This window comes from Collinsella aerofaciens (assembly GCF_028209625.1).
Classification (GTDB): domain Bacteria; phylum Actinomycetota; class Coriobacteriia; order Coriobacteriales; family Coriobacteriaceae; genus Collinsella; species Collinsella aerofaciens_AM.
Map to the genome: position 1 here is coordinate 96,561 of NZ_JAQLDU010000002.1, position 26,422 is coordinate 122,982.

22 protein-coding genes are annotated in these 26,422 nt (G+C 60.9%); 6 read left to right on the forward strand and 16 right to left on the reverse strand.

Translation table 11 applies throughout. From position 1 onward, the window contains the following. Positions 1 to 348: 348 nt before the first annotated feature. From PMW70_RS01725 to PMW70_RS01735, 3 genes are all read right to left on the reverse strand, one after another. Positions 349 to 1,203, reverse strand: a complete 855-nt coding sequence (locus PMW70_RS01725; RefSeq protein WP_271743702.1) for a bifunctional 5,10-methylenetetrahydrofolate dehydrogenase/5,10-methenyltetrahydrofolate cyclohydrolase — start codon at positions 1,201 to 1,203, stop codon at positions 349 to 351. A gap of 2 nt (positions 1,204 to 1,205) precedes the next feature. Continuing rightward, positions 1,206 to 1,838: a cyclodeaminase/cyclohydrolase family protein gene (locus PMW70_RS01730; RefSeq protein ID WP_158555253.1), complete on the reverse strand. Its 633-nt coding sequence runs from the start codon at positions 1,836 to 1,838 to the stop codon at positions 1,206 to 1,208. A 185-nt stretch (positions 1,839 to 2,023) separates the two neighbouring features. Next, the gene (locus PMW70_RS01735; protein WP_271743703.1) at positions 2,024 to 2,875 is read right to left on the reverse strand and encodes a zinc ribbon domain-containing protein; all 852 of its coding nucleotides are present in this window, start codon (positions 2,873 to 2,875) and stop codon (positions 2,024 to 2,026) included. Positions 2,876 to 3,216: 341 nt separating this feature from the next. On the opposite strand from PMW70_RS01735, the gene PMW70_RS01740 reads away from it, so the two are divergent. Beyond that, the gene (locus tag PMW70_RS01740) at positions 3,217 to 3,816 is read left to right on the forward strand and encodes a hypothetical protein (protein ID WP_271743704.1); all 600 of its coding nucleotides are present in this window, start codon (positions 3,217 to 3,219) and stop codon (positions 3,814 to 3,816) included. Between the two features lie 217 nt (positions 3,817 to 4,033). Continuing rightward, the gene (locus tag PMW70_RS01745) at positions 4,034 to 4,627 is read left to right on the forward strand and encodes a hypothetical protein (protein ID WP_271743705.1); all 594 of its coding nucleotides are present in this window, start codon (positions 4,034 to 4,036) and stop codon (positions 4,625 to 4,627) included. 94 nt (positions 4,628 to 4,721) lie between these two features. Here the strand turns inward: PMW70_RS01745 and PMW70_RS01750 are convergent, their stop codons facing one another. Continuing rightward, positions 4,722 to 4,991, reverse strand: coding sequence for a hypothetical protein (locus PMW70_RS01750; RefSeq protein WP_118267089.1), 270 nt, complete (start codon positions 4,989 to 4,991; stop codon positions 4,722 to 4,724). A gap of 204 nt (positions 4,992 to 5,195) precedes the next feature. On the opposite strand from PMW70_RS01750, the gene PMW70_RS01755 reads away from it, so the two are divergent. The 3 genes from PMW70_RS01755 (at position 5,196) to PMW70_RS01765 (ending at position 7,312) form a co-directional block, all read left to right on the forward strand. Then, positions 5,196 to 6,209, forward strand: a complete 1,014-nt coding sequence (locus tag PMW70_RS01755; RefSeq protein ID WP_148333820.1) for a PDDEXK nuclease domain-containing protein — start codon at positions 5,196 to 5,198, stop codon at positions 6,207 to 6,209. A gap of 63 nt (positions 6,210 to 6,272) precedes the next feature. Next, a complete protein-coding gene (locus tag PMW70_RS01760; protein WP_118267087.1) occupies positions 6,273 to 7,061 on the forward strand; it encodes an ADP-ribosylglycohydrolase family protein in 789 nt (262 codons plus the stop codon). Positions 7,062 to 7,093: 32 nt separating this feature from the next. Next, positions 7,094 to 7,312 carry a hypothetical protein gene (locus PMW70_RS01765; RefSeq protein ID WP_118377282.1) on the forward strand — a complete coding sequence of 73 codons (219 nt, stop codon included), beginning with the start codon at positions 7,094 to 7,096 and terminating at the stop codon, positions 7,310 to 7,312. A 368-nt stretch (positions 7,313 to 7,680) separates the two neighbouring features. Here PMW70_RS01765 and PMW70_RS09745 read toward each other — a convergent pair whose 3' ends face one another. The 3 genes from PMW70_RS09745 to PMW70_RS01775 form a co-directional block, all read right to left on the reverse strand. Further along, positions 7,681 to 7,851, reverse strand: coding sequence for an SHOCT domain-containing protein (locus tag PMW70_RS09745; protein ID WP_089572150.1), 171 nt, complete (start codon positions 7,849 to 7,851; stop codon positions 7,681 to 7,683). Continuing rightward, on the reverse strand, positions 7,778 to 8,149 hold the full coding sequence (locus tag PMW70_RS01770; protein ID WP_147338930.1) for a DUF1499 domain-containing protein: 372 nt from the start codon (positions 8,147 to 8,149) through the stop codon (positions 7,778 to 7,780). The genes PMW70_RS09745 and PMW70_RS01770 overlap by 74 nt, the downstream gene beginning before the upstream one ends. Positions 8,150 to 8,265: 116 nt before the next feature. Continuing rightward, positions 8,266 to 9,603, reverse strand: coding sequence for a TFIIB-type zinc ribbon-containing protein (locus PMW70_RS01775; RefSeq protein WP_089572151.1), 1,338 nt, complete (start codon positions 9,601 to 9,603; stop codon positions 8,266 to 8,268). Positions 9,604 to 9,821: 218 nt separating this feature from the next. Here PMW70_RS01775 and PMW70_RS01780 point away from each other — a divergent pair, with 218 nt between their 5' ends. Beyond that, positions 9,822 to 11,003, forward strand: a complete 1,182-nt coding sequence (locus tag PMW70_RS01780) for a cation diffusion facilitator family transporter (protein WP_118377281.1) — start codon at positions 9,822 to 9,824, stop codon at positions 11,001 to 11,003. 12 nt (positions 11,004 to 11,015) lie between these two features. On the opposite strand, the gene PMW70_RS01785 is transcribed toward PMW70_RS01780, so the two are convergent. From PMW70_RS01785 to dnaE, 9 genes are all read right to left on the reverse strand, one after another. Further along, positions 11,016 to 12,005 (reverse strand): hypothetical protein, encoded by a 990-nt coding sequence (locus tag PMW70_RS01785; RefSeq protein ID WP_118377280.1) that lies wholly within the window; start codon positions 12,003 to 12,005, stop codon positions 11,016 to 11,018. A 180-nt stretch (positions 12,006 to 12,185) separates the two neighbouring features. Next, positions 12,186 to 13,853, reverse strand: coding sequence for a formate--tetrahydrofolate ligase (locus PMW70_RS01790; RefSeq protein ID WP_117564492.1), 1,668 nt, complete (start codon positions 13,851 to 13,853; stop codon positions 12,186 to 12,188). A gap of 144 nt (positions 13,854 to 13,997) precedes the next feature. Next, positions 13,998 to 15,065, reverse strand: a complete 1,068-nt coding sequence (gene ruvB / locus PMW70_RS01795) for a Holliday junction branch migration DNA helicase RuvB (RefSeq protein WP_118377279.1) — start codon at positions 15,063 to 15,065, stop codon at positions 13,998 to 14,000. Further along, positions 15,065 to 15,685: a Holliday junction branch migration protein RuvA gene (gene ruvA, locus PMW70_RS01800; protein ID WP_055250934.1), complete on the reverse strand. Its 621-nt coding sequence runs from the start codon at positions 15,683 to 15,685 to the stop codon at positions 15,065 to 15,067. Before ruvA ends, ruvB begins: the two co-directional genes overlap by 1 nt. Beyond that, positions 15,685 to 16,206 carry a crossover junction endodeoxyribonuclease RuvC gene (ruvC, locus tag PMW70_RS01805; protein WP_035137351.1) on the reverse strand — a complete coding sequence of 174 codons (522 nt, stop codon included), beginning with the start codon at positions 16,204 to 16,206 and terminating at the stop codon, positions 15,685 to 15,687. The genes ruvA and ruvC overlap by 1 nt, the downstream gene beginning before the upstream one ends. Positions 16,207 to 16,485: 279 nt before the next feature. Continuing rightward, the gene (locus PMW70_RS01810) at positions 16,486 to 18,471 is read right to left on the reverse strand and encodes an NAD(+) synthetase (protein WP_271743706.1); all 1,986 of its coding nucleotides are present in this window, start codon (positions 18,469 to 18,471) and stop codon (positions 16,486 to 16,488) included. 117 nt (positions 18,472 to 18,588) lie between these two features. After that, positions 18,589 to 18,951, reverse strand: a complete 363-nt coding sequence (locus PMW70_RS01815) for a desulfoferrodoxin family protein (RefSeq protein ID WP_089572163.1) — start codon at positions 18,949 to 18,951, stop codon at positions 18,589 to 18,591. Between the two features lie 165 nt (positions 18,952 to 19,116). After that, positions 19,117 to 22,581, reverse strand: a complete 3,465-nt coding sequence (locus PMW70_RS01820; protein ID WP_271743707.1) for a DEAD/DEAH box helicase — start codon at positions 22,579 to 22,581, stop codon at positions 19,117 to 19,119. Positions 22,582 to 22,609: 28 nt separating this feature from the next. After that, on the reverse strand, positions 22,610 to 26,413 hold the full coding sequence (gene dnaE, locus PMW70_RS01825) for a DNA polymerase III subunit alpha (RefSeq protein ID WP_271743708.1): 3,804 nt from the start codon (positions 26,411 to 26,413) through the stop codon (positions 22,610 to 22,612). Between the last annotated feature and the right edge of the window lie 9 nt (positions 26,414 to 26,422).

The window sequence follows — 26,422 nt, forward strand, 5'->3', positions numbered from 1 at the left end:
GAAGAAATCAAACGGCAACAGTGTATCGCTTCGGCGCAAAAAGGGCGAAACCACGGCCACAGCAACCCCTGTGTGCAAAAAATGCCAAATATGAGTACTGTCACCAATTTAGTAGCAGCTATTTTGCCGGGCGTGGGCGTCGAAAGTCTACATTTGTACAAAAGTTAGACTATGTAATTCCTCAAAGGTCCAATAAAATAGGCTCCCTATCGATACTAAATATCGTTAGAGAGCCAAAATGACCTAAATTATATGTGACTAGCTTGGCAACAGTACTCATATTTGGCATTTTTTGCACACGGCGTGTCACGGGAGTATATATCTAACCCCCTAATCAGCCAAAAATGCCTAGTTCAATGCGCGCTCCGCCGCCTCGATCACGTGTTTGGCGAGAATCGCCGTCGTCACTGCGCCCACGCCGCCCGGCACGGGCGTGATGGCGCCAACAATCGGCTCCGCAGCATCAAAATCGACGTCGCCGACCAGCTTGCCGGCGGCCTCGTCCCAGTTAATACCCACGTCGATGATCGTCTGGCCCTCGCGAACCGCATCCGCGCCAATCGTACGCGCACGCCCAACCGCGGCAACAACAATGTCGGCAGAACGGCACTCGGCAGCCAAGTCGCGCGTATGCGTATGGCACGTCGTCACTGTGGCATTGCGAGCCGTAAGCATGGCGGCAACGGGACGGCCAATCACCAGCGATCGACCGACCGCCGCAACCTTGGTACCATCCAGCTCAACGCCGTAATGGTCCAGCAACGCCAACACGGCCTCAGCCGTGCAAGGAGCAAAGCCCACTCCACGACCCGAAAGCGTGGTAAGCAGCGAGGCCGGCGTCATGGAGTCAACATCCTTGGCGGGATCGAGCGCCGCGGCAACTGCATCCTCGTCAAGACCGGCAGGCAGCGGGCGAAACATCAGACAACCGTGAACAGTGGGGTCGGCATTGATGTCCTTAATAGCCGCCAGCAGCTCATCCTGCGAAACATCGGCAGGCAGCAATACGCGACGAGCTTCGATGCCCACCTTTTCGCAGCGCTTGAGTGCACCACGCTCGTAGGACAGGTCGTCCTCGCGCTCGCCCACGCGCACGATGGCCAGCGTCGGCACAACGCCGCGCTCGCGCAGGGCGGCGCAGCGAGCGACGAGCTCCTCGGTCAAAGCACGGGCAACAGGGGCCCCCTTGAGCAGCTCGGCCATGGCTATCCCCTCTTCCTGGCGGCATCTGCGGCACGGCGCGCCAGAGCATCGGCGCGCGGAAGCCACGTATCCAGCAGCTCATCGCACGCCGCCTCGAGCTCCTCGGCGCGGGCACGATCCTTCATAGACGTGGTGTTGGCGAAGAGTGTCAGGCTTGCGCCCTGCATGGCGGCGCGGCAGAATACGGCGCCGCACGCCACATCGGACAGCAGCTGTCGGGAGCCCTTGTCCGCCATGTCCTCGAGAAGCGCCAGCGCACGACCGCACGCATCCATAATGCGGTACGGCGGCATGGCCGCCACGTGCAGCGCATCCTGAATCGCGGCCGGTCGAGCCGGATCCTCGCGCGAAATACCGTACGCCGCAGACACCTGGCCGTACGCACGAACGTCCTCGGCGACCAGACCCACAAGTTCCTGTGCCAACTCGTCTGCCTGGGCGAATGCGCGCGTCAGATCGTCCGCGCGATCGGCAAGCGCGGGGTTCGTCGCGCCATAGCGAGCAACCATCCCGCACAGCGAGGCGCCCAGTGCTCCCACAAACGCACTGGCGCTACCGCCGCCGGGAACGGGCTCGCGTGCAGCCAACGCCTCGGCAAACCCTCGGCAGGTTTTGTCCATCATCTCTTGGCTCATCGAAACACCTCTGCCCACCGCGCCGGCCACCATGGGCCGCACGCATAATAAAAAATGGGACAACGACGCCAGGAAGCGGTTGTCCCATTCATCGATCTTGTCCAAGCCAGTCTAGCCCATAAGACAAAGACTGTCAGGAGCTCTGGCTATCGGCGTTTCCGATTGCCGGCTATAGGCACGGATGCCTAGTCCACCTGAAACGTCGGCAACAGCGTGTCGATAATCTTCGACCCCATGTCGCGGTTCGCGGTCGAGCACTCCAAATGCGCCGTGGCAATTGTCGAATCCGTGACGATCGTCTTTTCGTAAATGATCGTATCGCCCTCGCGCCACGAAACCACGTACCAGTTGTCGCCCTCCGCGGTATAGAGGTCGGCCTTACCCGAGGTGTCCTCATCGACAAACATCTCGTGTGCAGTTTCGTCGTTAACGTTGACGTAGCCAGACAGGTTGATTACAAAGCCCGTCTCCGGATCCTCGTACCTTGTGCCACTGCCACTGGGAGTATCTTCCATCTCAAAACGATTGGGAATCGACATGCTATAAGGATGCATGTCGTTCGTGTACGTATGCACGTCGGTTAGGTAATCGTCCGAATCGCCCGAACCGTAGTATGCCGACTCGTCCTCGGGAACGGCCTCGTCATCGGACGACGAGGATTCCTTGGACTTGGACTTGTCGCTCTTCTTCTTGGCAGAAGAATCTTTCTCGTCCGAAGACCCGGTATCGACCACCGAAATCTGAGTGCCGGAACTCTTTGACCCGTTGAGCACCGTAAGCGCAAACACCGTGCCGCCCCCAAGGAGTACCACGGCGGCACACGCCACCGCGATGACAATCGGAGCTTTGCTCTTAGGCTTTTGAGGCGCGGGCGCGACCGGCGGCATCGACTGGGTCAGGCCCGGGCCGGACGTGGGCGCAGAAGTCGGTGCGGCAGCCGTAGGCGTCGGCACGGAACCACCCGCCAGCGAGGCCCCACAGTGCGTACAAAACGTCGATCCATCGGGAACTTGCTGTCCGCATTTTTGACAGAACATCGTTCGACCTTTCGTGGTTTAGCTTTTGTCACAGCCAAGTCTATACGCCCCCACCCAAGACGCTGTTGCGCAACATGGAAAAGTCGATGCTGAGCCGTGCCGTCCCATGCGCCCCGTGCCCCAAACATGGGACACATGGCCCACCTTTCGAGACTCCCGGGCAGCACAAGCTGGGGCATATCTATAGGTAAGGAACCCGTTGGGGCGCGGCCGAGCGACGGCCGCAAACAACGAACGGAGGTATCGCCGCACAGTACACAGAGACATCCGCCGCCAGCGCAATCAGTACCCCAACAACCCGCGGCGCCGTGATGTCATCGGCAGACAAGGAGGACGCCATCATGAAGAAAAAGACCCTATCAATCCTTTCCCTCTGCATCGCCCTCTTTGCCGCGTTTGCCCTTGTCGGCTGCGGCGGGAGCGCATCGGGCGGCGGCAGCGCCCCCAAGAGCGAGAGCAAGGAAAAGGCCCCCGTCGCCAAGAAGACCGACTTCATCTGGTTTAAGGTCGAGATGCCCGAGGGCGTCGGCGTAAGTGACTCTGCCGGCAAGAATGCCGACAGGGTCCAGCTCACCTTCCCCGAAGATGAGAACGCCTCGGCCGATCGCTTTATCCCCGTTTGGAAAAAAGCGCTGACGGCCGAGGAATCCCACGCCGACCAGGCGGAAAAGAAGGGGGACACGTTCCAGTGGAAGGATGGCGGGTCCGTCGAGTATAACGGCAGGACGTGGCTCGTCGGAACATACGAGGACAACAGCGGCATCTCAACCATGCTTTTTACCGACGTTGAGCCGGGAAGCGTCTACGTCCTCATCTCGAACTTCGACCAGCACGAGAAAGAAGCCGAGGCGCTCCTCAACTCCATCGAGTTCCCCGATGACATGGAAGAGGCAGTTTCCGAGGCACGCGAAGTCGAAATTTCGAGCATCGAGATCAAGTAACGGGGCACCCGCACGCGCCCCATTAAAACAACGGGCGCCCAACCCGGGGAGGGTCGACAGCACCGGCCCTCCCCTCTTTTGCGCCCGGACATATTGCCACTTGCCGGCGCAAATCCGGCCCCCAGAATGGGACACATGGCCCACCCGAACGAGCCGCTCGCGCGTACAGTAAAGGCAAGTAATCCATGGGCGGTTACAGATCGAGGAGGACACGACCATGAAAAAGAAGGCCTTTGCGATTCTCACCCTCTGCATCAGTCTCTTTGCCGCAGTTGCCCTGGTGGGTTGTGGCGGAAGCGGCGGCGCTACCGGCAGTGGCGGTGGCGGCGGAGCAGAAAAGCCAGCCGTGGATATGAGGACCGACTTCATCTGGTTTAAGGTCGAGGTCCCCGAGGGCGTCGAGATCACCAACGTTGCCGGCGACACGGCCGACAGGGCCCAGTTTAAGTTCACCGAGAGCGAGCACGCCAGCGACCGCTTCATCCCCGTCTTCGACTCTGACAAGAACGCTGACGAGCTGTTCGACTACGAGGCCAAATGGAAGGCCAACTTTGAGTGGACCGAGAATGACCCCGTCAAGTACAACGGCAAGACTTGGCGCAACGCTTCCTACACGCACACGGGCGGCGTGACGACCGAGTACTTCACCGACGTTGACGGCGGCAGCGTGTACGTGCGCATCGACAATGTCGAAGAGCACAAGGACGCCGTCGAGACCATGATGAAGTCCCTGGAGTTTGCCGACGACATCGCCAAGGCCAAGACCGAGGCCATGGACGTTAAGCTCGACGATATCGAGATCAAGCGCTAAAGCTCCAACGGCATGCAGCAGCGCCGTTTTAGCTCAGCCGGGATGCAAGGTGCGACTCCTTGCATCCCGGTTTTTTGTGTTCGAAAGCGCCCGGTCACATCACCATATTGAGCACGTTGACGAATTCCTGCGCCCTCGCGTGACTGCTGAGGCTAAAGACACAGGCAGTCAACAGCCTGTTACGCAGAAAAACGTCGCGGCCCTTGATCCTGTTGACCCCCGTGATGTCCTTAAGGTAGACAATCTCGGTGTGCTTGCCGCCGAAAGCGCCCTTCTTGAGCACCTCGATACGGTTAGGGTAAATTTTGACGTCTTTAAACCTACCCGAACCCTTGTCCTGAAACAGCAAGGTGTTGTTGTCCATGCGTGTCACTCCCATGGGGTTCGCTAAAACTGCCTCTATGGTCACATTTTAGTCACCGCAAGGCTCCCATGCGAAGGTGCCAGACAGCACAGCAATTCGTGTCCGCGCGAGGCTTTAAACTAAATGCGATAAAGATGCATTCCATAAGAGGAAAGTGGGGCGACAGTGATGGGCGAACTGGTAAACCGTGGAGAATCGGCAATCGTGCCAGAAGTTTTTTACAAGCAGGTTTCCTCGATTCTCAACGCCGCTCGCGACAAGGCCTATACCGCCGTTAACTTTGCGATGGTTGAGGCATATTGGGAAATCGGCAAGAGCATTGTTGATGAACAGGGCGGAGAGGAGCGCGCAGCATATGGAGAGGCATTGATTGCAGGCCTCTCCAGAAGGCTTACCGCGGATTTCGGAAGAGGCTTTGGCATCGCAAACCTTCGCAATATGCGTCAGTTCTTTCTTGCGTTTCCAATTCGCGACGCACTGCGTAGCGAATTGAGCTGGACTCATTACCGCAGGTTGATGCGCATTCCCGACCCTGATGCTCGCGCCTGGTACATGAACGAATGCGCCGATTCTCGTTGGAGCACGCGTCAGCTCGAGCGTCAGATCAACACCATGTTCCGCGAGCGCCTGCTTGCCAGCAAGGACAAGGAGGCCGTCACCCAGGAAATCCAAGAGAGCGCCCCGGCTCGTCGCCCCGAGGATATCATCCGCGATCCATATGTACTGGAGTTTTTAGGTTTCTCGGACGATACTGCGTTTCGCGAGAGCGATCTAGAGCAGGCGCTCATCACGCATCTTCAGAAGTTCCTGCTGGAGCTTGGCCGTGGTTTCGCTTTCGAGGCGCGCCAAAAGCGCATCACCTTTGATGGGCGCCATTTCTATATTGACCTTGTGTTTTACAACTATCTGATGCGCTGCTTCGTGCTCATCGACCTTAAGACGGACGATCTTACGCATCAGGACCTGGGCCAGATGCAAATGTACGTGAACTACTACACGCGCGAGCTCATGAACGAAGGCGACAATCCGCCTATAGGCATCGTGCTCTGCGCGGACAAAAGCGACTCGATTGTCGAGTACACGCTGCCCGAAGACAACGACCAAGTGTTTGCCGCCAAATACTTGCCGTATCTTCCAAGCAAGGAAGAGCTGGCGCGCGAGCTGAGTGCCGAGTACCGCGCCATCAACGAAGCGACTAATGGCGAAGCGCAAGGGTAGCAGCACGTTGCGACCGATACCCCCGACGGCGTTTCATATCCCCCGACATAAGAGGAGCGCTCCATGACAGACAGACCGAAAACGACACTGCGCGACTGCATCTATGGGCTTGCCGTCGGCGACGCGCTGGGCGTTCCCTACGAGTTCAGGCCCCGCGGCACATTCGAATGCACCGACATGATCGGCTACGGCACGCATGGGCAGCCCGACGGCACCTGGAGCGACGACACGTCCATGACGCTTGCTACCTGCGACTCGATTAGGGAGCTCGGGCACATCGACACCGCGGACATGCGCGACAAGTTCGTCGGCTGGATTGCCCGTGACGAGTATACAATCGACGGCGTTTTCGATTACGGCGGCACAACCGCCCGCGCCTTGCACACCGGCAAAGGAGGCTCCGGCGAGCGCGACAACGGCAACGGATCGCTCATGTGCATCGCGCCCCTGGCGTTCACCGATGCGACAGACGAAGAGGTCAGCGAGGTCTCCGCGATTACGCACGCCCACAGAACGTCAACCGATGCATGCGTCATATTTGTCGAGCTGATGAGGACCGTGATGAACGACGCGCTCCCCTCGTGGGCACTCCACCTGAAAGGCGTGCCTGAGCACGAAATCAGGTCTGGCGGCTTCGTGCTTGACACGCTTAAGGCTGCCGCCTGGTGCTTTGTGAACACCAACAGCTACGAAGAATGCGTGCTTGCCGCCGTCAACCTAGGCGACGACGCCGACACCACCGCAGCCGTCGCCGGCGCGCTCGCAGGCACGGCATACGGCATCGACGCCATCCCGCAGGAGTGGGTCGACACCCTGCGCGGTAAAGAGTTGATTGAGAGCTGCCTGTTTTAGGGCGCCATTCAAGAAATAAGGCAGGAGGCATCATGGAGAGGAAGGTCGCAAATATAGACGAGTTCCAAGTGGACGAAAACGGGATTCCGCTATTTCCAGTAGGACTGAAGGAAGAAGCCAGCCTCTATATCCTCCCCGACGGGCGTTACCTCCCCTGCGGGGTCTACAGGACCGCGGACGGCGATTCGCTCATTTATGAGCCGTTCGAGCTCAGCACCTTCGGGCAGATGCTGGCTCAATTCAAACTATGAACTTGTTTCTTGAAATCCTGCGCCTCTCGATGTATGTGACCGGCATTGCCCGGAACCTCTACTCGATCTGGCGGGAATATAAGCAGTAACGGATAGCGAAGGGAGTCATAGAAAAGGGTCGGTTGCAGCCGACCCTTTAAGACGATAGCACCTGCGTTGCCCGCGCTTCCAAAGTTGACCGACTGAGGAGCGGGTTCCGCGGCACATCCTGATTTTACCCAGTGGCAAGGCTCTTTTACAGCCGTTCCACCGTTTATTTACATCTGCCAATCAAGACGAGACTACTACGCACCTTTATTACACACGATATTTTCAGCCTGGTATAACCAAGTTCAATAATAGAATGCAAATCCAACCACCGTGTCTGATTACAAAAAGATTTTTGCCTTTTCTGCAGCAAACTCTTCCTCGGTAAGCACTCCACTATCACGCAGCGTTGCAAGCCTCTCAAGCCTTGCAACTACATCAATCACTATCCGCCAGCGTCTCAATAGTCTGTGAAACCTGCGGATACCGCTCAAGCTCCTTCGATAGGGCATCGACTATCTCGGCAATATTCTTTGCATTTTTGCCCCCGTTTAATACGTTTGCCCTGACCTTAGATGACGACTTGACAGTAACGCCAGATCCGCCTTCAACTGGAACAACCGAAATACTGATATTTTCGCCCCAAGACCAAAGGCTCATACCAATCTCGGCTGCAACTGTTCTTGTTGTGGGCGATGCACTATCAACTTTTACTTTAGGCAGCTTTTCCATAGCTGCCTTCAAGGCATTAAACGTGTCGTCAGGAGAATACGGTACCTGAAGCTGAAGCTGCTGATCCGCAAAACCCATAATCTGGCCTCCGCTTCTTACAAGATTAAGGCTATCGGCAATGGTAGCACGTTCCCAGCAGTCTTAAATTCGTCTCATGACCTTGCGATGCAGCCCGACGCCCCGGCTCCGCTTCCCTACTTCCCAAAGATCGCAGCGAACAATCCCTTGCGCTTGGGTTTTTCTTCTCGGTAGGAACCCTCGGCAGCCGCTGCCACCTGACGTGGCTGCTCGTCGCCTCCACGGCGCACAATTTGGTACAGGAATGGCGATTTGATGTATTTGACCTCGACGGGCGTGGCGTGAACGGTGCTTTCGCCGGACAGATGCAGGCTCGGATTGAGCGGCGCCACAATATGCGTCTCGCGCTTGTCGCTAAACACCACCGCCGCCGCACGGCCCGTCTGGCCGTTCACGGCAATGCGCACCTGCTCGCCATTACGTCCATCCGACGCGGGACGATCGACAAAGTAGACCGGCACCATAACCAGGCCGTCCTTGTGCTTGCGGGCCTTGCGCGCCCAGGTGCGGATGCTCTTTTTATTGAGCCCCAGGAAAGTCTCGGCATCGTTGCCAACAATGTCGAGCGCCAGCTTGTCAATGACCACCTGGTCCTTGGTGGACGCATCGACGGAGACAACGCGGAAGTCGCCTTCCTGCATGGCCGGGTCGAACGACCCAACCTTGGCAAAGTCCCATGGCTCCAGAATGCCCATAAGGCGAACGTCCAGGTAGTTTGCCCTGGGATATGCCCAGTCGAGCACCTCGTAGTACACCAGGGTCTCCTTGCTCAGGCCCTTGCCCGGGAAGGACGCCATCATGCGCAGGTCCGCGAGCGCCATGGGGAAGTAGAAGAGCATCATGTCGTTTTGAATCGCGTCTTCCACATCGTGACCGGCAAAGGCGTCTGGATATCGGCGCACCAGCTCAAGCGCATTGGCGCGCGCCTGCTGCGGCGTTATCTCGCAGGGAATACCCTGCTCGGGCACATATTCCGCACCAACGCCCATGGTCAGGCGCTTGCTAAACGTCCCCGGCTTGAGCAGGTCGGCGACACCGATCTTATTGCCGCAGGACGGGCACTCAAACACGCGCTGGGTCGACTCGCCCTCAAAGGACGCTCCGCAGAAGGGACAGGGGATGCTCACGTGCGTGGCCTCTTGGAACTCCTGGGCCGTGCCGCGGTCTTCCCACAGCAGATGCTCCAGAACCGACTGATTGCGCCAGTGCTCATTAAAGAAATACCAGTCGGGGTCCACCGGGCGCTCGAGCTGCGACACATGCGTGAGCTTAAGCAGCCCATCGACAACCGTCAGTGGCGTATGGCGAATGCCCAGGGCGCTCTTGGGCTCCCCCGCATCGGCCTGCCACGGAACGACCGTGCCGCAATAGGCGCACTCAAAGCTGCGTTTAGCCTGGTGTGAGTACATAGGGCCGCCGCAGTTTTGGCATTTAATGGCAAACATCTCGTCCATGAATACGTCCTCCTTTGCACTGGGGCTGTCGACATTAAGTATGTCGGGCAGGTAAGCACATGCCCATACCCATGTGGCCCAAAATCGAGCACCCAGGCAGACGAGAAGGCTCGCTCGTTAGCACCGGCAGACCATTACTGCATTTTCTGAGCATCGGTGCACAGCGCCTCCGCGCGAGCTACACTATCCCCTTAAACATGATTGTGAGGACGACCGCTATGCTATTTGTAAATCGGCTGGTACATACGCTTGTTCCCGGCAGCGAGGGCGAGCCGGTCGATACCTCCTGCCGCACCAACGCGGGCTTCGCCGCAAGCCTCATCTGCATTGGCCTCAACATCACTCTGTGCCTGGCCAAGGGCATCGCGGGCCTGCTCGCCGGCTCCGTCTCCCTCATCGCCGACGCTTTCAACAACCTCTCCGATGCCTCGAGCAACATCGTAAGCCTGCTCGGGTTCCGCCTTGCCAGCCGCCCGGCAGACGAAGGCCACCCCTATGGCCACGGCCGCTACGAGTACCTAGCCGGTCTGTTCGTCGCCGTCCTGGTTTGCGCCGTCGGCATCAACCTGATCCTCGAGTCGGTCACCAAGATCATCAAGCCCTCCCCCACCGCCTACACGCTGGTCTCCCTAGCCGCTCTCGTCTTGTCCATGCTCGTCAAATTCTGGATGGCCGCATTCAACCGCGCGCTGGGCAACCGTATCGATTCCGAAACACTCATTGCCACAGCACAGGACTCCAAAAACGACGTCATCACCTCGGGTTCGGTCTTGATGGCGGCGCTTATTTCGCAGACGACCGGCTTTGACCTCGATGGCTGGGCAGGCCTGGGTGTGGGCATCTTCATCTGCATCAGCGGCATGGGTCTAGTGCGCGACGCCATCAGCCCGTTGCTGGGACAAGCGCCCGACCCCAAGCTCGTTCAGGCAATCCGCGACAAGATCATGTCCTATCCGCAGGTCTTGGGCACACACGACCTGATGGTGCACGACTACGGCCCCGGTCGTCAGTTTGCCAGCGCCCACGTGGAGATGCCCGGCGAGGGCGACGCATTTGAGCACCACGAGATTTTGGACACCATCGAGCACGACATCAAGCGCCAGATGGGCATCGGCATCACGTTGCACTGTGACCCCATCGCCACCACCGGCGACGACCTGCGCGGCTGGGTCAAGCGCGGCATCATGCAGATCGACCCCGCGCTCTCCATCCACGACCTGCACGAGCACGACGGGTTCGTTTCGTTTGACCTTGTGCGTCCCGACGGCTTTGACATATCCGACGAGGAGCTGCTGGAGCTCGTCACGCGCATCGTGCACGAGCGCCGACCCAATGCCTCATGCGTCGTTACGTTTGACTCGGGCTTTAGCTCGCCCGAGCGTCCGGCCGAGCAACTGTAGCCCGCTTAACAGCTAGTTTCCCTGCGCGCCCGAGATGCCGTTTTGCAGTGCGTTCCAGGCATCCGTCGCCATATCACCCAGGTTCTGAGCGGTGTCGCCCAGGTTCTGCGCCGTGTCGCCCAGCTCTTGCGCTTTGTCTCCCAACTCCTGTGCCTTGTTGCTCAAGTCCTCCAGCGTATTGGAGCTCGAGCTGTCGGTACCGCTTTGGCCGTCGGGCGAGTTGCCCGAGCTATTCTTGTGCGTGAGTTGAATTTCGAGGTTGCCGCTGTCGTTATAGTAAGCAGAAGTAACGACCCAGTTGGCATCGATGACGGGCGTTGAGCCATCATCAGTCAGGACCACGGCATTCGAAAGATTGGCGCCGCGCGACTTGAGAAGTTTCTTGGCGTTGGACCAGTACTGCCCCGGGATATCGCTCAGATCGACGGTGCTAGACGAGGCGGACTCGGTTTGCTCGGCAGCGGTATCAGCCGTTGAACTCCCTCGCTTGTTGAGCATGCCCGACACAATGGCAAACACAACCGACAGCGCAAAGAAGATCGCCAGCACGATGAGGATCTTCTTGATCACGCTCGACGAACGCGACGGCTTCTTCTCCTCGTCCTCGCCATATTGCGGAATCGACTTGGGGTACTCGCGATACGGCTCGCGCGACTCGTAGCGAGGCTGCGCCGTGCGAGGCATATACGTCGTCTGCTGAGGCTGCGGAATGGGATTCTGCGGCAGGTCATCATAGGGATTCGGTGTCGAGGCGGCATAAGAATCCTGCGGCGCATAATCAAACGGGTCCGGAGCTGCGTTGCCATAGGGGCCTTGCGAAGATGCAGCATAAGAATCCTGCGCCGTGTCGCCATAGCCCATAACCCGGGTGGGCTCGGCAGAAGGCTGCGTCGCGGCGGGGTCGGTATAACCGCGGTTGGGAACAACGCGGGTCGCATCGGCGCTATCGCCAGCCTGCGCGGAACCGTAGCCGCCCATCACGGTTGTCTTGTCCTGATCCATGCAACGATTCCTTTCCGTCGCGCGTGAGCATCAAGTTATCCATGCATTCTACCCGCGCAAAAGCCTATGATGGGCAGAGCCCGTCGGTATCTACAAGACATGCGCGGGCCTAAGGATAAAAAAGCCCCGCCGGGCCTTGGTAGGCACGGCGGGGCGGGCTAGCAGCTATGGACAGCAGGCTTAGAACAGGCCGGTGATGTTGCCGTCGTTGTCGACGTCGATGTTCTCGGCCGCGGGGACCTTGGGCAGGCCCGGCATGGTCAGAACACTGCCAGTCAGTGCGACCACAAAGTGGGCACCGGCGGAAACCTTGAGCTCGCGCACCGTGATGCGGAAGTTCTCGGGAGCGCCCAGGGCCTTGGCGTTGTCGCTAAAGCTGTACTGCGTCTTGGCCACGCACACCGGCAGGTTGCCAAAGCCGTTCTCGCGCAGCTCGGCGAGCTGGCGCTTGGCGGCCGGCGTAAAGTCGACGCCGTCGGCGCGGTAGACCTTGGTGGCAATGGCCTCAAGAGCGTCGGCCACATCGGCGCCGTCCTCATAGGCAAACTTGAGCTCGCTCGGCTGCTCAATCAGACGCATGACCTCATCGGCAAGCTCGAGCGCGCCCTCGCCGCCCTTGGCCCAGACCTCGGAAAGCTTAACGTTGACGCCGAGCTTCTGACACTCGGACTCGATGAGCGCAAGCTCGGCCTCGGTGTCCGTCGGGAAGCGGTTGATGGCGACTACGCAGGGCAGACCATAAACGTTCTGGATGTTGTCGACGTGACGCAGCAGGTTGGGCATGCCGGCCTTGAGTGCCTCGAGGTTCTCCTCGTTGAGGTCGGCCTTGGCGACGCCACCGTTGTACTTCAGCGCACGAGCGGTCGCGACGACCACGACGGCGCTGGGGCGAACGCCCGTCATGCGGCACTTGATGTCGAGGAACTTCTCGGCACCCAGATCAGCACCGAAGCCGGCCTCGGTAATGGCGACATCGCCAAAGCGCATCGCCATACGCGTGGCCATGATGGAGTTGCAGCCGTGGGCAATATTGGCGAAGGGACCGCCGTGGACAAACGCGGGCGTACCCTCGAGCGTCTGCACCAGATTGGGCTTGAGCGCATCCTTAAGCAGGGCCGCCATGGCACCCTGAGCCTTAAGGTCACGGGCGCGAACGGGCTCGCCGGCATAGCTGTAGCCGACAACAATCTCGCCCAGGCGCTCCTTGAGGTCGTTAATGCTCGTAGACAGGCACAGGATTGCCATGACCTCGGAGGCGACGGTGATATCGAAGCCGTCCTCGCGCGGCACGCCCTGGGCCTTACCGCCAATACCGTCGATGACGTGGCGCAGCTGACGGTCGTTCATATCGACGACGCGCTTCCAAGTGATGCGTTTAACGTCGATGCCAAGCTGGTTGCCCTGCTGAATATGGTTGTCGAGCATGGCGGCCAGCAGGTTGTTGGCAGCACCGATGGCATGGAAGTCGCCGGTAAAGTGCAGGTTGATATCCTCCATGGGGATGACCTGAGCCCAGCCGCCGCCGGCAGCGCCGCCCTTAACGCCAAAGACGGGGCCAAGCGAAGGCTCGCGCAGGGCCACGGCGCTCTTGACGCCGCGACGGCGCAGGCCGTCGGCCAGACCGATGGTCGTGGTGGTCTTGCCCTCGCCCGCAGGCGTTGGGTTGATAGCGGTCACGAGGACGAGCTTGGCCTGGTGATCAGTCGGCTCGTTGAGCAGTGAATAATCGACCTTAGCCTTGTCGAAGCCGTACGGAATCAGGTGCTTAACGTCGACGCCGGCGTTCTTGGCCACCTCGGTAATAGGCAGCGGCGTGACAGAACGTGCGATTTCGATGTCAGTAGGCATAGGCGGTCCTTTCGTTACCGAATGAGAAAAAGACCAATTCAGCATAGCACGGGCGCGCAATAGTAAAACACCCGTAACCGATGAATGGCGATATGTTTATCCAATGCTCAGCGATAGCTTAACAGCCCGCCAAAACAAAGCGCCCTAAATGGTAGGTTCAATCCCCAAGTGCTCAAAGGTGCGAAGCGTTGCCTGGCGGCCCTGGGGCGTGCGAATCATCAAGCCGCACTGCAGCAGATAGGGCTCATAGACATCCTCGAGCGTTCCCGGGTCCTCGCCCACCGCGCTGGCAAGCGTTGTCAGGCCCACGGCACGTCCGGAGAACGTCTTAGCGAGCGTCTCCAAAATGCGAATATCCATCCAGTCCAGACCGAGCTCATCGATCTCGAAGAACTCGAGCGCCTGGCGACAGATATCGAGCTCGATGGGGCCGTTGCCGCGCACCTGTGCGTAATCGCGCACGCGCTTGAGCAGGCGGTTGGCAAGACGTGGCGTGCCGCGCGAACGCGAGCCGATCTCGAGTGCACTGGGATGGTCGATCGTCACGCCCAGGATAGTCGCCGAGCGCGTAACAATCTGCGCGAGTTCCTCGACCGTGTAGTAATCCAGGCGATATGAAATGCCAAAGCGGTCGCGCAACGGGCCGGTCAACATGCCTGAGCGGGTCGTTGCCGCCACCAGCGTAAACTTGGGAATATCCAGGCGAATCGAGCGCGCCGCCGGACCCTTGCCAATCACGATATCGAGGGCAAAGTCCTCCATCGCGGGGTACAGGACCTCCTCGACCGAACGGTTGAGGCGGTGGATCTCGTCGATAAACAGCACATCACCCGGCTGCAAGTTAGTAAGGATGGCTGCCAGGTCGCCGGTGCGCGCGATGGCAGGGCCACTCGTGGTCTTGATCTGAGCGCCCAGCTCGTTGGCGATAACCGTAGCCAGCGTGGTCTTGCCCAGACCCGGAGGGCCCGAGAAGATCACGTGGTCGAGCGTCTCGCCACGGCTCTGCGCCGCTTCGATCAACACGCGCAGGCTCTGCTTGATATGCTCCTGGCCGCAGTAATCGTCCAGGCGCTGGGGGCGCAAAGTGCGATCGACATCGAGGTCCTCGGCCGTCAGCTCCGAGCCCACCATGCGCTCGCCGTGCGCCATGGATGCCGCCGGCGAGTTGCCGGGCGTCGCCCACAGGTCCTGAGAGTCATCGGCTTCCCACATCACGCATCCATTCCGAGTCGCTTAAGCGCCGCGCCGAGCAAATCCTCGACACGCATATCCTGCCCATCATACCCGCTCAGAGCGACATCGGTCTCCTGCGGGCTAAAGCCCATGGAAAGGAGTGCCGCACGGGCGTCATCGATCGCCGAAGGAGCGGCGGCGGGCACGGGCATCGCAACCTGACCGGGGATCGCATCGACCGGCACAAAGCCCTTGTCCTTGGCAAAGGTGCTCTTGAGCTCCAAGATGAGGCGCTGGGCGGTCTTTTTGCCCACGCCGGGCACCTTGGCCATGCCCTTGTCGTCCTCGGCCATCACCAGGGAATACAGCTGTCCCACGGTATAGGTGGAAAGTACGGCGAGCGCCAAGCGCGGGCCAACGCCCGAGACGGACACGAGCCGGTCGAACATCGTGCGCTCATCCTTTGAAGAAAAACCGAAAAGTGTCATGGCGTCCTCGCGCACCTGCATACGCGTGTAGAGGCGGACCTCGCCGCCGGGCGTCGGCAACGTGGCCGCAGTGCCGCCAGAAATGCCGAGTTCAAAGCCAACGCCCGACACGTCGACGACGGCCGAGCTCATCGTGGCCTCGACAAGCGTTCCATGGAGCTGGGAAATCATCAGTATCCGGTTCCTCTCTGTTGATAGAACTCGCCACCGGTAAGGGCACGGGTGCGGCTGAGGTTTACGTGGCAGATGGCGCAAGCCAGGGCATCGGCGGCATGGTCGGGATGCGGGTCGTGGTCGAGCTGCGTGAGCGTACGAACCATATACGCGACCTGCCGTTTGTCCGCGGCTCCGGTGCCCACAACAGCCTGCTTAATCTGCATAGGCGTGTACTCGCCAATCTCGAGCGCGCATTCCGAAAGCGCCACGAGCGCGGCACCGCGGGCATGCGCCGTAGGGATGGCCGAGCGAACGTTGGCGCCAAAGTAAATGCTCTCGATGGCAGCGGTATCGGGTCGATAACGCTCCACGACGCCCTTGAGGTCGCGGGCGATATGCGACAGGCGCACCGCGAGCGGACTACCCGCGCTGGTCTCGATGCAGCCATAGGCACGGCAGCGAACCTCGCCACGCCGCTCCTCGATAATCCCCCAACCCGTATGAGCCAAACCGGGGTCAATGCCCAAGATAACCAAGCCAACCTCCCCTCGCCACAAGCGCAGCGCAAGACAAGGCCCCGCGCACTATTCACGAACGTCTGTTCTAGAATAACACAACGCTAGCCCTATAAGTCAGCCGAGATCGAATTGTAGGTTGAGCATACGCAAGCGAGCGCCCGCCAGAGCGAGCAAGGTGCCTTGAAAGAGGAGGGCATTGACCTGGTGGTCATGCCCGACGATTGAAAGGCAGATTGCCGCTCTGGCGGGCGCGCAGCGTCGACTCGTTACGCGGTTTGGCAAAACCGCGTAACCTTTTTAGTTCTGGCTAAAGAACGGGAACTGCCTCGGATCCACCGGCGGATGCGGCATCGGCGTGCCCTGGGGTCCACCCTGCGGGCCACCCTGGCCGCCCATCATCTTATCGATGGCGTCCTGAACCTCGCCCTCGAACTTTTTCATGCCCTCGTGCAAACGACGCTGACCGTCCTCAGAGCGCAGCTCCTCCATCTGCTCGGGCGAAATACCCAGCAGCTCACCCAAAATGCCCATCATCTCACCGCGCATACGGTCACTCGTATCGTCGTCGGCAAAGCGACGCACCTCGGCGCGCGCCAGCGAATCAACCGTCATGCGCTCCTTGCCGTTGAGCCCCAGATCGGACCACGCAAGCATGTACGGCCAGGCGCGCTCGGCAAACGAACGGGCAGAGACGATCGGCACCGTCGGCAGCATGCGGCGGGCGGCCTCGCCCTGACGCACGAGCATCAGCAGCAGCGAGCAGGCCTCAGGCTTGCCAGCGGCCATCGGGATGTCGTCGAAAGATCGATTGCGGTCCACGTGCGACTCGAGCGCACCATCGACCTCACCCGGCTCGAGCCCGCCGAGCAGCTGTGCCGCGCGGTCGAGCATATCGACCGGACCGTCGAGCGTCGAGAGCGCCTGCGCCAGCACTCGCTCCATACAATCTTCCACCGCGTTGAGCGTCACGAGCTCTTGGGGCACCACGGCAGACGTGCGGTTGCGCACGCGCGCCACAAACTCAAGCGTCGACAGGTACACATCGCCAAAGGGCGCGTAATCACCCTGGTAGCCGCCGCAAAGCGCCGGCGCCGCCAGCGCGTACTCGGTTTTGGACAGCGGACTCAACGCCATCGCACCCAGCTCGAGCGCCGTGTCCTCCAGCATGAGGCCCAGCGTGCGAGAGCGCAGGCGCTCGGCGTCGCCCGCCGACACATCGCGGTCGAGCACGCGCGCGGCATCCGGCGCATCGCGCTCAACCGTGCGAATATGCAGGCGCTCGGCAATGGCGCGAACGGCGGCACAGCGAGCAGCCTCGGCCTCCTCCTGCGCCGGCGTAAAGATGCGGTTGCGCCCCAGCACCAGGCCAATCACGTTACGTGGGCCCAGAGCGTCGACGGCCAGCGCCGCCAGCAGGGACGACGGCAAGTCGCCCTCGAGTGCCACCACGGCGCGCGACGCACCGTGGGCCCGGGCGTTGTCGCGCACGGCGAGCACCAGCGCCTGCCACAGCCACTCCTCGGAACGGAACTCGGGCAGTTCGTGATCTTCCAGGGCATCGAGCATCACGCCGCGCTGAATCTCCTGAACCAGCAGGCTCTCCTCAAAACACGGCGCTTGGGCCACCACGCGACCGCAGTCGTCGAGCACAAACGAACCGCCGGTATACACCGACTCGTCATAGGCACCGACCGGCGCCATACAGGCAAACCACACGCTGCGCTTGGATGCGATCTTGCGGTAGGCGCCGCTGCGAACGGCGGCAATGGCGGCAGTCTCGCGGTCGGTCATGTCAAACGCATTGAATTGGAAATACGCAATGAGGTCAACACCGGTCGGCAACATCTCGAGTTCGCGGTCCAAGTCAAAAATCACGGCGATGCGCACGCCGTCCACGTCGAACACCGGCGGCGCCCAACGCGTGTCGTTGTTCTCGCCACGCTGCAGGGCAATGCTCGAACGCGCCGGCACCACATGACCGTCCTTGAGCATCATGTAGTCGAGCAGCGGCTGACCCTCAAACGAAACCGCCGCGGGCACGATGCAGATCATGTCAAGCTCCTGGATGCGCTCGGCGATACCAGTCAAGCCGGCAAGCATGTCGTGCTCAAAGTCGGCAGCGCCCACCAGGCCACCGGGCATGGCGCCCATAAAGAGCGGAGCCGGAACGCACAGCACGCGCGCCCCGCGCTCGTGGGCCAGACGAGCCTGGTCCTCGATGCGGCCGCAAATGCCCTCAATATCACCCAGGCGCATATCGATCTGTGCAAGCGCGAGCTTCATGGCTCAGCCCTTTCCGTCGTAAACCATCGAAATCGTAGTAAAAGCGCCGGCCGCATGATGCAGTCGGCGCTCGCATGTGCATATGCTAGCTATGATACCCCGAGCGGGGGCGCGCTCCTAGAACGTCGCGGACCACAGCCCGTGCAGGTTGCAGTAGGCATAGACGGTACCGGTCTTGGAACCGCCGGCAAAAAACGTCGCGGGCTTCATGCCGGGCTCAAGGTAATGGACCTCTAAGCGGCCCTCGGCCTCAAGGGCGATCCACTCAATATAGTGCTCGGGCAGGCTGGGGTGCTCGACCGAGCCAACGCGTGCGCGAATCACGTGACCGTCGCGCTCGGTCTCGACAACAGGCACGTGCTTCTCGTGCGCCGCGTCCTCAGTGTTTGCAGTCAGTTCCGTGCAACCGGCAGGGGTTGCAACGTCGTTGCCAAGGGCGGCAATGAGCTTACCGTCGGGGTCCTTAAAGAATTTCGCCATGATGTTCTCCTTTGCTGACGTGCCAATGTTCTTGATGGTTCTTATGCCCAAAGGCAGACAAACCATCCACGGCATTGCAAATGAACACATAACGGATCAGGCAAGCGGTCGGGCCAAAATGCGTCGACCGTCCTGCCCACTCCAGCAGTCCCACCCCGCGCGCGGCTAGCGCCCGTCGCCGCCCAGCAGTGCCAGAACATCTTCGCGGGTAAACAGCGCCGACGAGATGCCGTCGCCGCCGAGCACGCTGTTGACCAGGTCGCGCTTGGACTCCTGCATCTGCATAATGCGTTCCTCGATCGTGCCCTTGGCGATGAGCTTGTACACGGTCACGGTATGTTGCTGGCCAATACGATGCGCGCGGTCGGTCGCTTGGTCCTGCGCCGCCACGTTCCACCACGGGTCGTAGTGAATGACCACGTCGGCCGCCGTCAGGTTGAGGCCCACGCCGCCCGCCTTGAGCGAAATCAAAAAGACCGGAACCTCGCCCGCTTGGAACTGCGCGACCATCTTGGCGCGGCTCTCCTTAGACGAAGCGCCCGTGAGCTTAAGGAAGGCGATGTCCTCCTTGGCCAAGCGCTTGCCGATGATATCGAGCATGCCCGTAAACTGGCTGAACAACAGGATGCGATGCCCGCCGTCGAGTGCGCCGTGCACGAGCTCCATGCACGTATCGAGCTTGGCGCTCCCCGCCTTGTAATCCTCGTAGTGTAGACGCGGGTCGCAGCAGATCTGGCGCAGCTTGGTGAGCTCGGCGAGCACTTTGAGCTTGTCTTTTTTAAACTCGGATGCCTCGCGGTGCTGCACCTGCTGGGCGATGCGGTCCTGGTTGGCCAGGTAGAGCTTGCGCTGCTCGCCGGTGAGCTGTGCCATGACGGTGTCTTCGATCTTCTCGGGCAGGTCGGCCACCACGTCTTCCTTAACACGGCGCAGCACAAACGGCGACACGAGCGCCTGCAGGCGAGCGGCGCTATCGCCCTCGGCATGCTCGACGGGGCTCTCAAAGCGCTTGGCAAACGACTCGCGCGTCCCCAAAAGGCCCGGCATCAAAAAGTCGAAGATGCTCCAGAGCTCGGACAGGCGGTTTTCGATGGGCGTGCCCGTCAGGGCAAAGCGCACGCCGGCAGGCAGGCGCTTGGCGGCGCGCGCCACCTGCGTGAGCGGATTTTTAATGTACTGTGCCTCATCGAGCACCACGCGGGCAAAATCCCGCTCGACGTACTCGTCGATATCGCGCCGCATAAGGTCATACGACGTCACGACCACGCTATGCTCGGCCACGCCGGCGATCTGCACGCGGCGTTGAGCCTTGGCGCCCACAATGGCGCACACATCGAGCGACGGGGCAAAGCGCTCCAGCTCGGCAGTCCAGTTGTACACGAGTGAGGCCGGGCATACCACGAGCGTGGGCTTGGTGTCCCCCGCCTCCACGCGCGCCAGAATATGCGCAATCATCTGGAGCGTTTTGCCCAGGCCCATGTCGTCGGCCAAGATGCCGCCAAGGCCCAGGTGTTCGAGCGAGCCGAGCCACTGGTATCCGTCGACCTGGTAGCCGCGCATCGTTGCCTTGAGCGATGCCGGCACCGTAAAGTCCATCTTGCCGAGCGTGTCCAGGCGCTCGACGGTACGGCGGAACGCAGCGTCGCGATCGGCCTCGAGCGCCGGCGTGCGTGCGAGCATGCTGTCGACGAACAGGGTGCTCGACGCGGGAAGCGACACGCCGTCGAGCAGGTCGACGGCATCGACACCCAGGTCCTCGGCAAGGCCAAACGCGGCGCGCGCCCCCTCGTCCAGGCGAATGATGTCGCCGGACGTAAGGCGCGCAAACGTTTGATGGCGCTTGTACGAATCGAGATAGACGGCAAGGTCCGCGGCCGAAAGCCCGCTCGCGCCCAGCTCGACATCGAGCAGATTGCTCTTAACGGTCGCACGAACCGAGAGCTTGGGCGCGGGGCGGACCGAGATCTGGCGCAGACGGTCGCTGAGCATGATCTCACCCAGTTCGGACAGGGCAGACAGGCCCTCGGTCAGCAGGCAGAACAAGCGGGCGTCATCGCGCTCCTCAAACGCCAGACCGCGCTCGTAGAAATCGAAGTACAGGGCCGCCGTGTCCATAACGCGAAACTCCGCCACCTCGTCGCGGGGCGGCACACCGGGGCGCTGCTCTTCGAAGGGGCTGCCCGGAGCGCCCAGGCTAAAGAGATCCGCCGACCAATCGCCGTAGGTAACCGTAATTTTGCAGGTCACGAGCCCATCGTCGACACCGATCGCCATAGCAAAGCTCGGCTCGGGTGCCACGGTATCGAGCGCGGCGGGCGCGGTGAGGTCGGTGTAGTCGCGCAAAATGGGCAGCGCCATACGGCAGAACTCACCCACCTGCTCGGCGGCAATATGGGCGGGCGTGCGGCACGGCAGCAAGCGCGACAAAAAAGGTGCGGCATGCTGAGCAAATGCAGCGTCGGTACGGCGCGCGCGGCGCGTGTCAACCAAGTAGGCGGCATCGCCCGACGCAAAGCAGTACACATCGGCGGGCAGGCGCAGGTCATAGCTACCACCAGCCGCCGGCGCGATTTTGGCGGCAAGCAGCGGTGGGCGCTTAGCGGATGCCTCGTCCTCCCCTTGCGGAGACAGCTCAACCGCCACGTCGTAGGTGCGATGCGTCGTCATCCCCCGCGACCAGGCGGGCTCAAAGGAGATGGTCTGGCCGCGCAGCAGGTCCAGCACATATACGATGCTATGCTCGGACAGCGGCAACTGACGCTCGGCAACAAAACCACTGCGGGCAAAGTCGTACGACGCCGAACGCGAGCTTGTGATGTCATCGAGATAGGCAACTGTCGTCGCAACAAGGTTGAGCAGCTTTGCCGATGTTTCGTCAAAGGCCTCAGGTGAATGGACAAACGTGAGCTTCTTGCCATAGGAGAACGTGCCGCCGCGCACGTAGGCATCGGCCATGCCGTCGATGTCCTTGACCACGTAGGAGACCGATCCACAGCGAATGCGGAACTCGAGCGCCCAGCTAAAGCGGTCAGCGAACAGCGGATTGTAGTACGGCACCAACGAGGGCTCCAACGCCGCTTTGGGGGCGTCGGGATCAACGGCACCGGCAAGCTTGCGGCGCATGCTCGCCAGCTCATCCATGCGCGCGTCCGAAAGATCGGAAAGCGCCGCCACAAGGCTCGGGCTCGTGGGGACGGGCGCCGGGAAGGGAAAGTTGGGGTTGACGGCCGGCGCTTTGGGCGCGGTGCGCGCGGGCTGTTTCGGCTGCGCCGTAAACGTGCGGACCGGCGTGCGCAGGCCCTCGACGGGCTCGGTGCCGCTTGCGTCCAGATACGCCAGCGCCGTGGCGATGGCGTGCTTGCACATGCCGGGATAGCGATAGGCAGCGGGGCAATCGCAGTCGTAGTCGATCACCTCATGCTCGTCCATGTCGAGCGCCACGCGCGTCTTGTACAGGTCGCCGCGCGAGCCGCGCACTGAGCCCTCGACCGTCACGTTTTTGGAAAAGCGCGAGCCGCTGTCCTCAATCGACAGCACGGCGCCGTTGAGCATGAGCGAGCGCCCCTTCATAAAGGTGCCGCTCAGCGCCGCCTCTTTCCGAAACGCCTGCACAAACGTTCCCTGTGCCATCACTTCCTCCAATCTCACCCGGGGTAGCTTAGATCACCGTCACGCGACCCTGGTTGCCCACGATGGCCTTGGCCTCGGCCAGCAGCGGAATCGAGCGCGCGTTGACCTTGGCAGGCACCTCGGCGCGCAGCACGCGCCCGTCCACCTGCTCGATAAAGATCTCCACGCGATCGCCGCCCGGGTTGGTGGTGAGCACCGTGGCCAGGCGCGCCATATTGCCCTGGCTAAAGCGGCTGTTGGGCACCATAACCTCAAACACCTTGGGCTTGTTGTTCTCCTCGTTGAGCTCCAGCGGCACGATCTCCTGCGCGATGATCTGGTCGCCGCGGTCCGAGCGCTCGAGCTTGCCCTTAATGCGCACAAACGCATCGGACAGCTGTGCACCGGTCTCGGGATCGACCTCGCCGTACAGGTACCCCTCGGCCTCCTTGTAGGTCTTGGGGAACACGACGACGGTGGCCTCGCCTTCCATGTCCTCGAGCTGCACGATGCCCATGGGGTCGCCGTTTTTGGTCACGCGCTTGGACACGCTCGAGACCATGCCGGCCCACCACAGTGCCTTGCCCTCGGGAATCTCCTGGTTGATGGTACCGCCCGTGGGGTTTTGCACCTCGTAGCCGGTGTCGATCTGCGAGAACGAAAAGTCGCGCGCTTTGCTGAGTGCATACTCAAACGGACGCAGCGGGTGGTCCGAGACATAGATGCCCAGAACCTCCTTCTCCTGGCTCAGCTTAAGGTGGCGGTCCCACTCCTGGCCATCCGGATCGGGCACGCTCACCTCAAAGCCCGAGCCCTCAACATCACCAAACATGTCGAAGAACGACGTCTGGCCGCTCGCACGATCCTTCTGGCGCTTCACCGCGGCATCGATGATGTTCTCGGGGTTGTTCTTGTCCACAAAGTGCATCATCTGGCGACGCGGATACCCCGTGGAGTCAAAGGCGCCTGCCTTGATGAGCGATTCGATCACGCGGCGGTTGGCCTGGCTCGAGTCCACGCGCTCGACAAAGTCGTGCAGCGTCTTAAACGGACCGCCCGCCTCGCGCTCGGCGATAATCGCCTGCGCCACGCCGGTGCCCACGCCGCGGATGCCGGCCAGACCAAAGCGCACGCCCTCCTTGGTAGCCGTGAACTCGGTACCGGACTCGTTGACATCTGGCGAAAGCACGGGGATGCCGTCGTGACGGCATGCCGAGACGTAGTGCACGATCTTGTCGGTCTTGCCCGTGTAGGACGTCAGAACGGCCGCCATGTACTCGTGCGGATAGTGCGCCTTGAGCCACGCCGTCTGCATAACCAGGATGGCGTAGCCGGCAGAGTGCGACTTGTTAAAGGCGTAAGATGCGAACTCGAGAACATCGTCCCAAATCTTCTGGGCGACCTCGCGCGTGTAGTTGTTCTTGATGGCGCCGTTCATCCAGTGGTCGTAGGTGGTCTCGTCGGAGCCATCCTCCCAGTGGAGCACCGTCGACGTGAGCAGCTTGATTTTCTTCTTAGCCACGGGCTTACGGATACGCGAGTCCGATTCGCCCTTGGAGAAGCCGCACATCTCGACGGAGATGAGCATAACCTGCTCCTGGTAGACCATGGTGCCGTAGGTTTCGCCCAGGATGTCGTCCAGGCGGTCGTCGTAGGAGACCGCCGGCTCCTTGCCGTTCATACGGTTGATGTAGGACGAAACCATGCCGGCGCCCAGCGGGCCCGGGCGGTACAGGGCGATCAATGCTACGACGTGCTTGTACTCGGTGGGCTTCATGTTCTTGATCGTGGCCGTCATGCCGGCGGACTCGACCTGGAAGACGCCGGCGGTGTGGCCGGAACCCATGAGCTTAAAGATCTCGGGGTCGTCAAAGGGAATCTCTTCCTCTTTGATGTCGATGCCGAAGTTCTTTTTGATGTTTGCCTTGGCCTTGGAGATAACAGTCAGCGTGCGCAGGCCCAAGAAGTCCATCTTGAGCAGGCCCATGTCGGCAACGGTATGGCCCTCGTACTGGGTAATCTCGACGCCGCCCTTGGTGTCGAGCTTGGTGGGCACGTGCTCGTTGACGGGGTCGCGGCAGATCAGAACGGCGCACGCGTGCACGCCCTCGCCACGGGTGAGGCCCTCGATTGAGAGCGCCGTGTCGATGATGCGGCGGGCGTCGTCGTCCTTTTTATATGCCTCGGCAAAATCGGGGTTAAACAGGTCCTCTTTGCCGGGTTGCTTTTCGAGCACCTGCTTGAGCTTGACCTTGGGGTCGCTCGAGACCATCTTGGACAGACGCTGGCCCATGTAGACCGGGTAGTCCAGGACGCGAGCGGCGTCGTTGATGGCCTGCTTGGCCTTAATGGTCGAGTAGGTGATGACGTGGGTGACCTTCTCGGGGCCGTAGAGCTGGCGAACGTGCTCCACGACCTCGAGGCGCCGCTCATCGTCGAAGTCCATATCGATATCGGGCATCTCGGTACGCTGCGGGGACAGGAACCTCTCGAACATCAGGCCGTTCTCGAGCGGGTCGAACGCGGTGATGTTCATGGCGTAGGCGACGATGGCGCCGGCGGCCGAGCCACGGCCGGGGCCGACGCCGATGCCGTTGTCCTTGGCCCATTGCACGTACTCGGCAACGATCAAGAAGTAGGCGGCAAAGCCCTTGTCGCAGATGACCTTGTATTCGTACTCAAAGCGCTCTTTGATATTGACGCCGCCGATCTCGCGCGTGGCCCAGTCGTCACCATAGTGCTGGCGCAGGCCCTTCTCGCACTCGCGGCGGAACTGGCTCTCGTGCGTCTCGCCGGGGTCGAGCAACGGGAAGCGCGGCAGGATGATGGAATCCCAGTCCAGCTCAACGTAGCACTTATCGGCGATCTCGAGCGTGTTGTCGCAGGCCTCGGGGCAATACGGGAACATCGCCCGCATCTCCTCCTCGGTCTTCATGTAAAACTCCGAGCCGGTCATGCGCATGCGGTTGGGGTCGTCGACCTTGGCGTTCATACCAATGCACATGATGACGTCCTGCACGGGCGCGTCCTCGCGGCGCAGGTAGTGGAAGTCGTTGGTGGCGATGACCTTGACGCCCACCTGTTTGGCGATGTCGATGAGCGTGCGGTCCATCTGCTCGTCGGTCAGGCCATTGTCGGTGGTGATGCCGTGTTCCTGGATCTCGATATAAAAGTCGCCAGGTTCGAAGGTATCACGGAAGGTCTCGGCCCACTTGATGGCGCCCTCCATGTCACCGCGGTCGATGTATTTGGGAATGATGCCCGCGATGCAGGCGCTGGTGCAGATCATGCCCTTGGCGTGGCGGCGTAGGTTGTCGAGCGTCACGCGCGGCTTGTAGTAAAAGCCCTGCACGGCGGCCTCGGAGACCGTCTGCATCAGGTTGACGTAGCCCTCCTGGTCCTTGGCCAGAAGGATCATGTGGTAGAGCTCGGGCTTATGGTCGCGAGCAAGGGTCTCGTCCGGCGTAAAGTAAACCTCGCAGCCAAAGATGGGCTTGATGACCAGGGGCGGCTTGAGCTCGTCGATGTTGCCCTTCTCGTCCCACATGGCCATGTCCTTCACATACTGGGCATGCTCGCGCGGGTTTGCCTCAGGATCGGGCTCCACCAGCTCGTCGCGGCGGTCCTTTTCCAAGAAGGCCTTGTCGTGGCTCCAGGTTTTGTACTCGGGCGTGTTGTGGTTGACGGCGTCGCAGGCCAGCGCCAGGTCGGGCACGCCATACATGTAGCCGTGGTCGGTAATGGCCACGGCGGGCATGCCAAGCTCAACGGCACGGTTAACCATATCCTGGATACGGGTTGCGCCGTCGAGCATGGAGAAAACAGTGTGATTGTGCAGATGGACGAATGCCATGTGATGAGC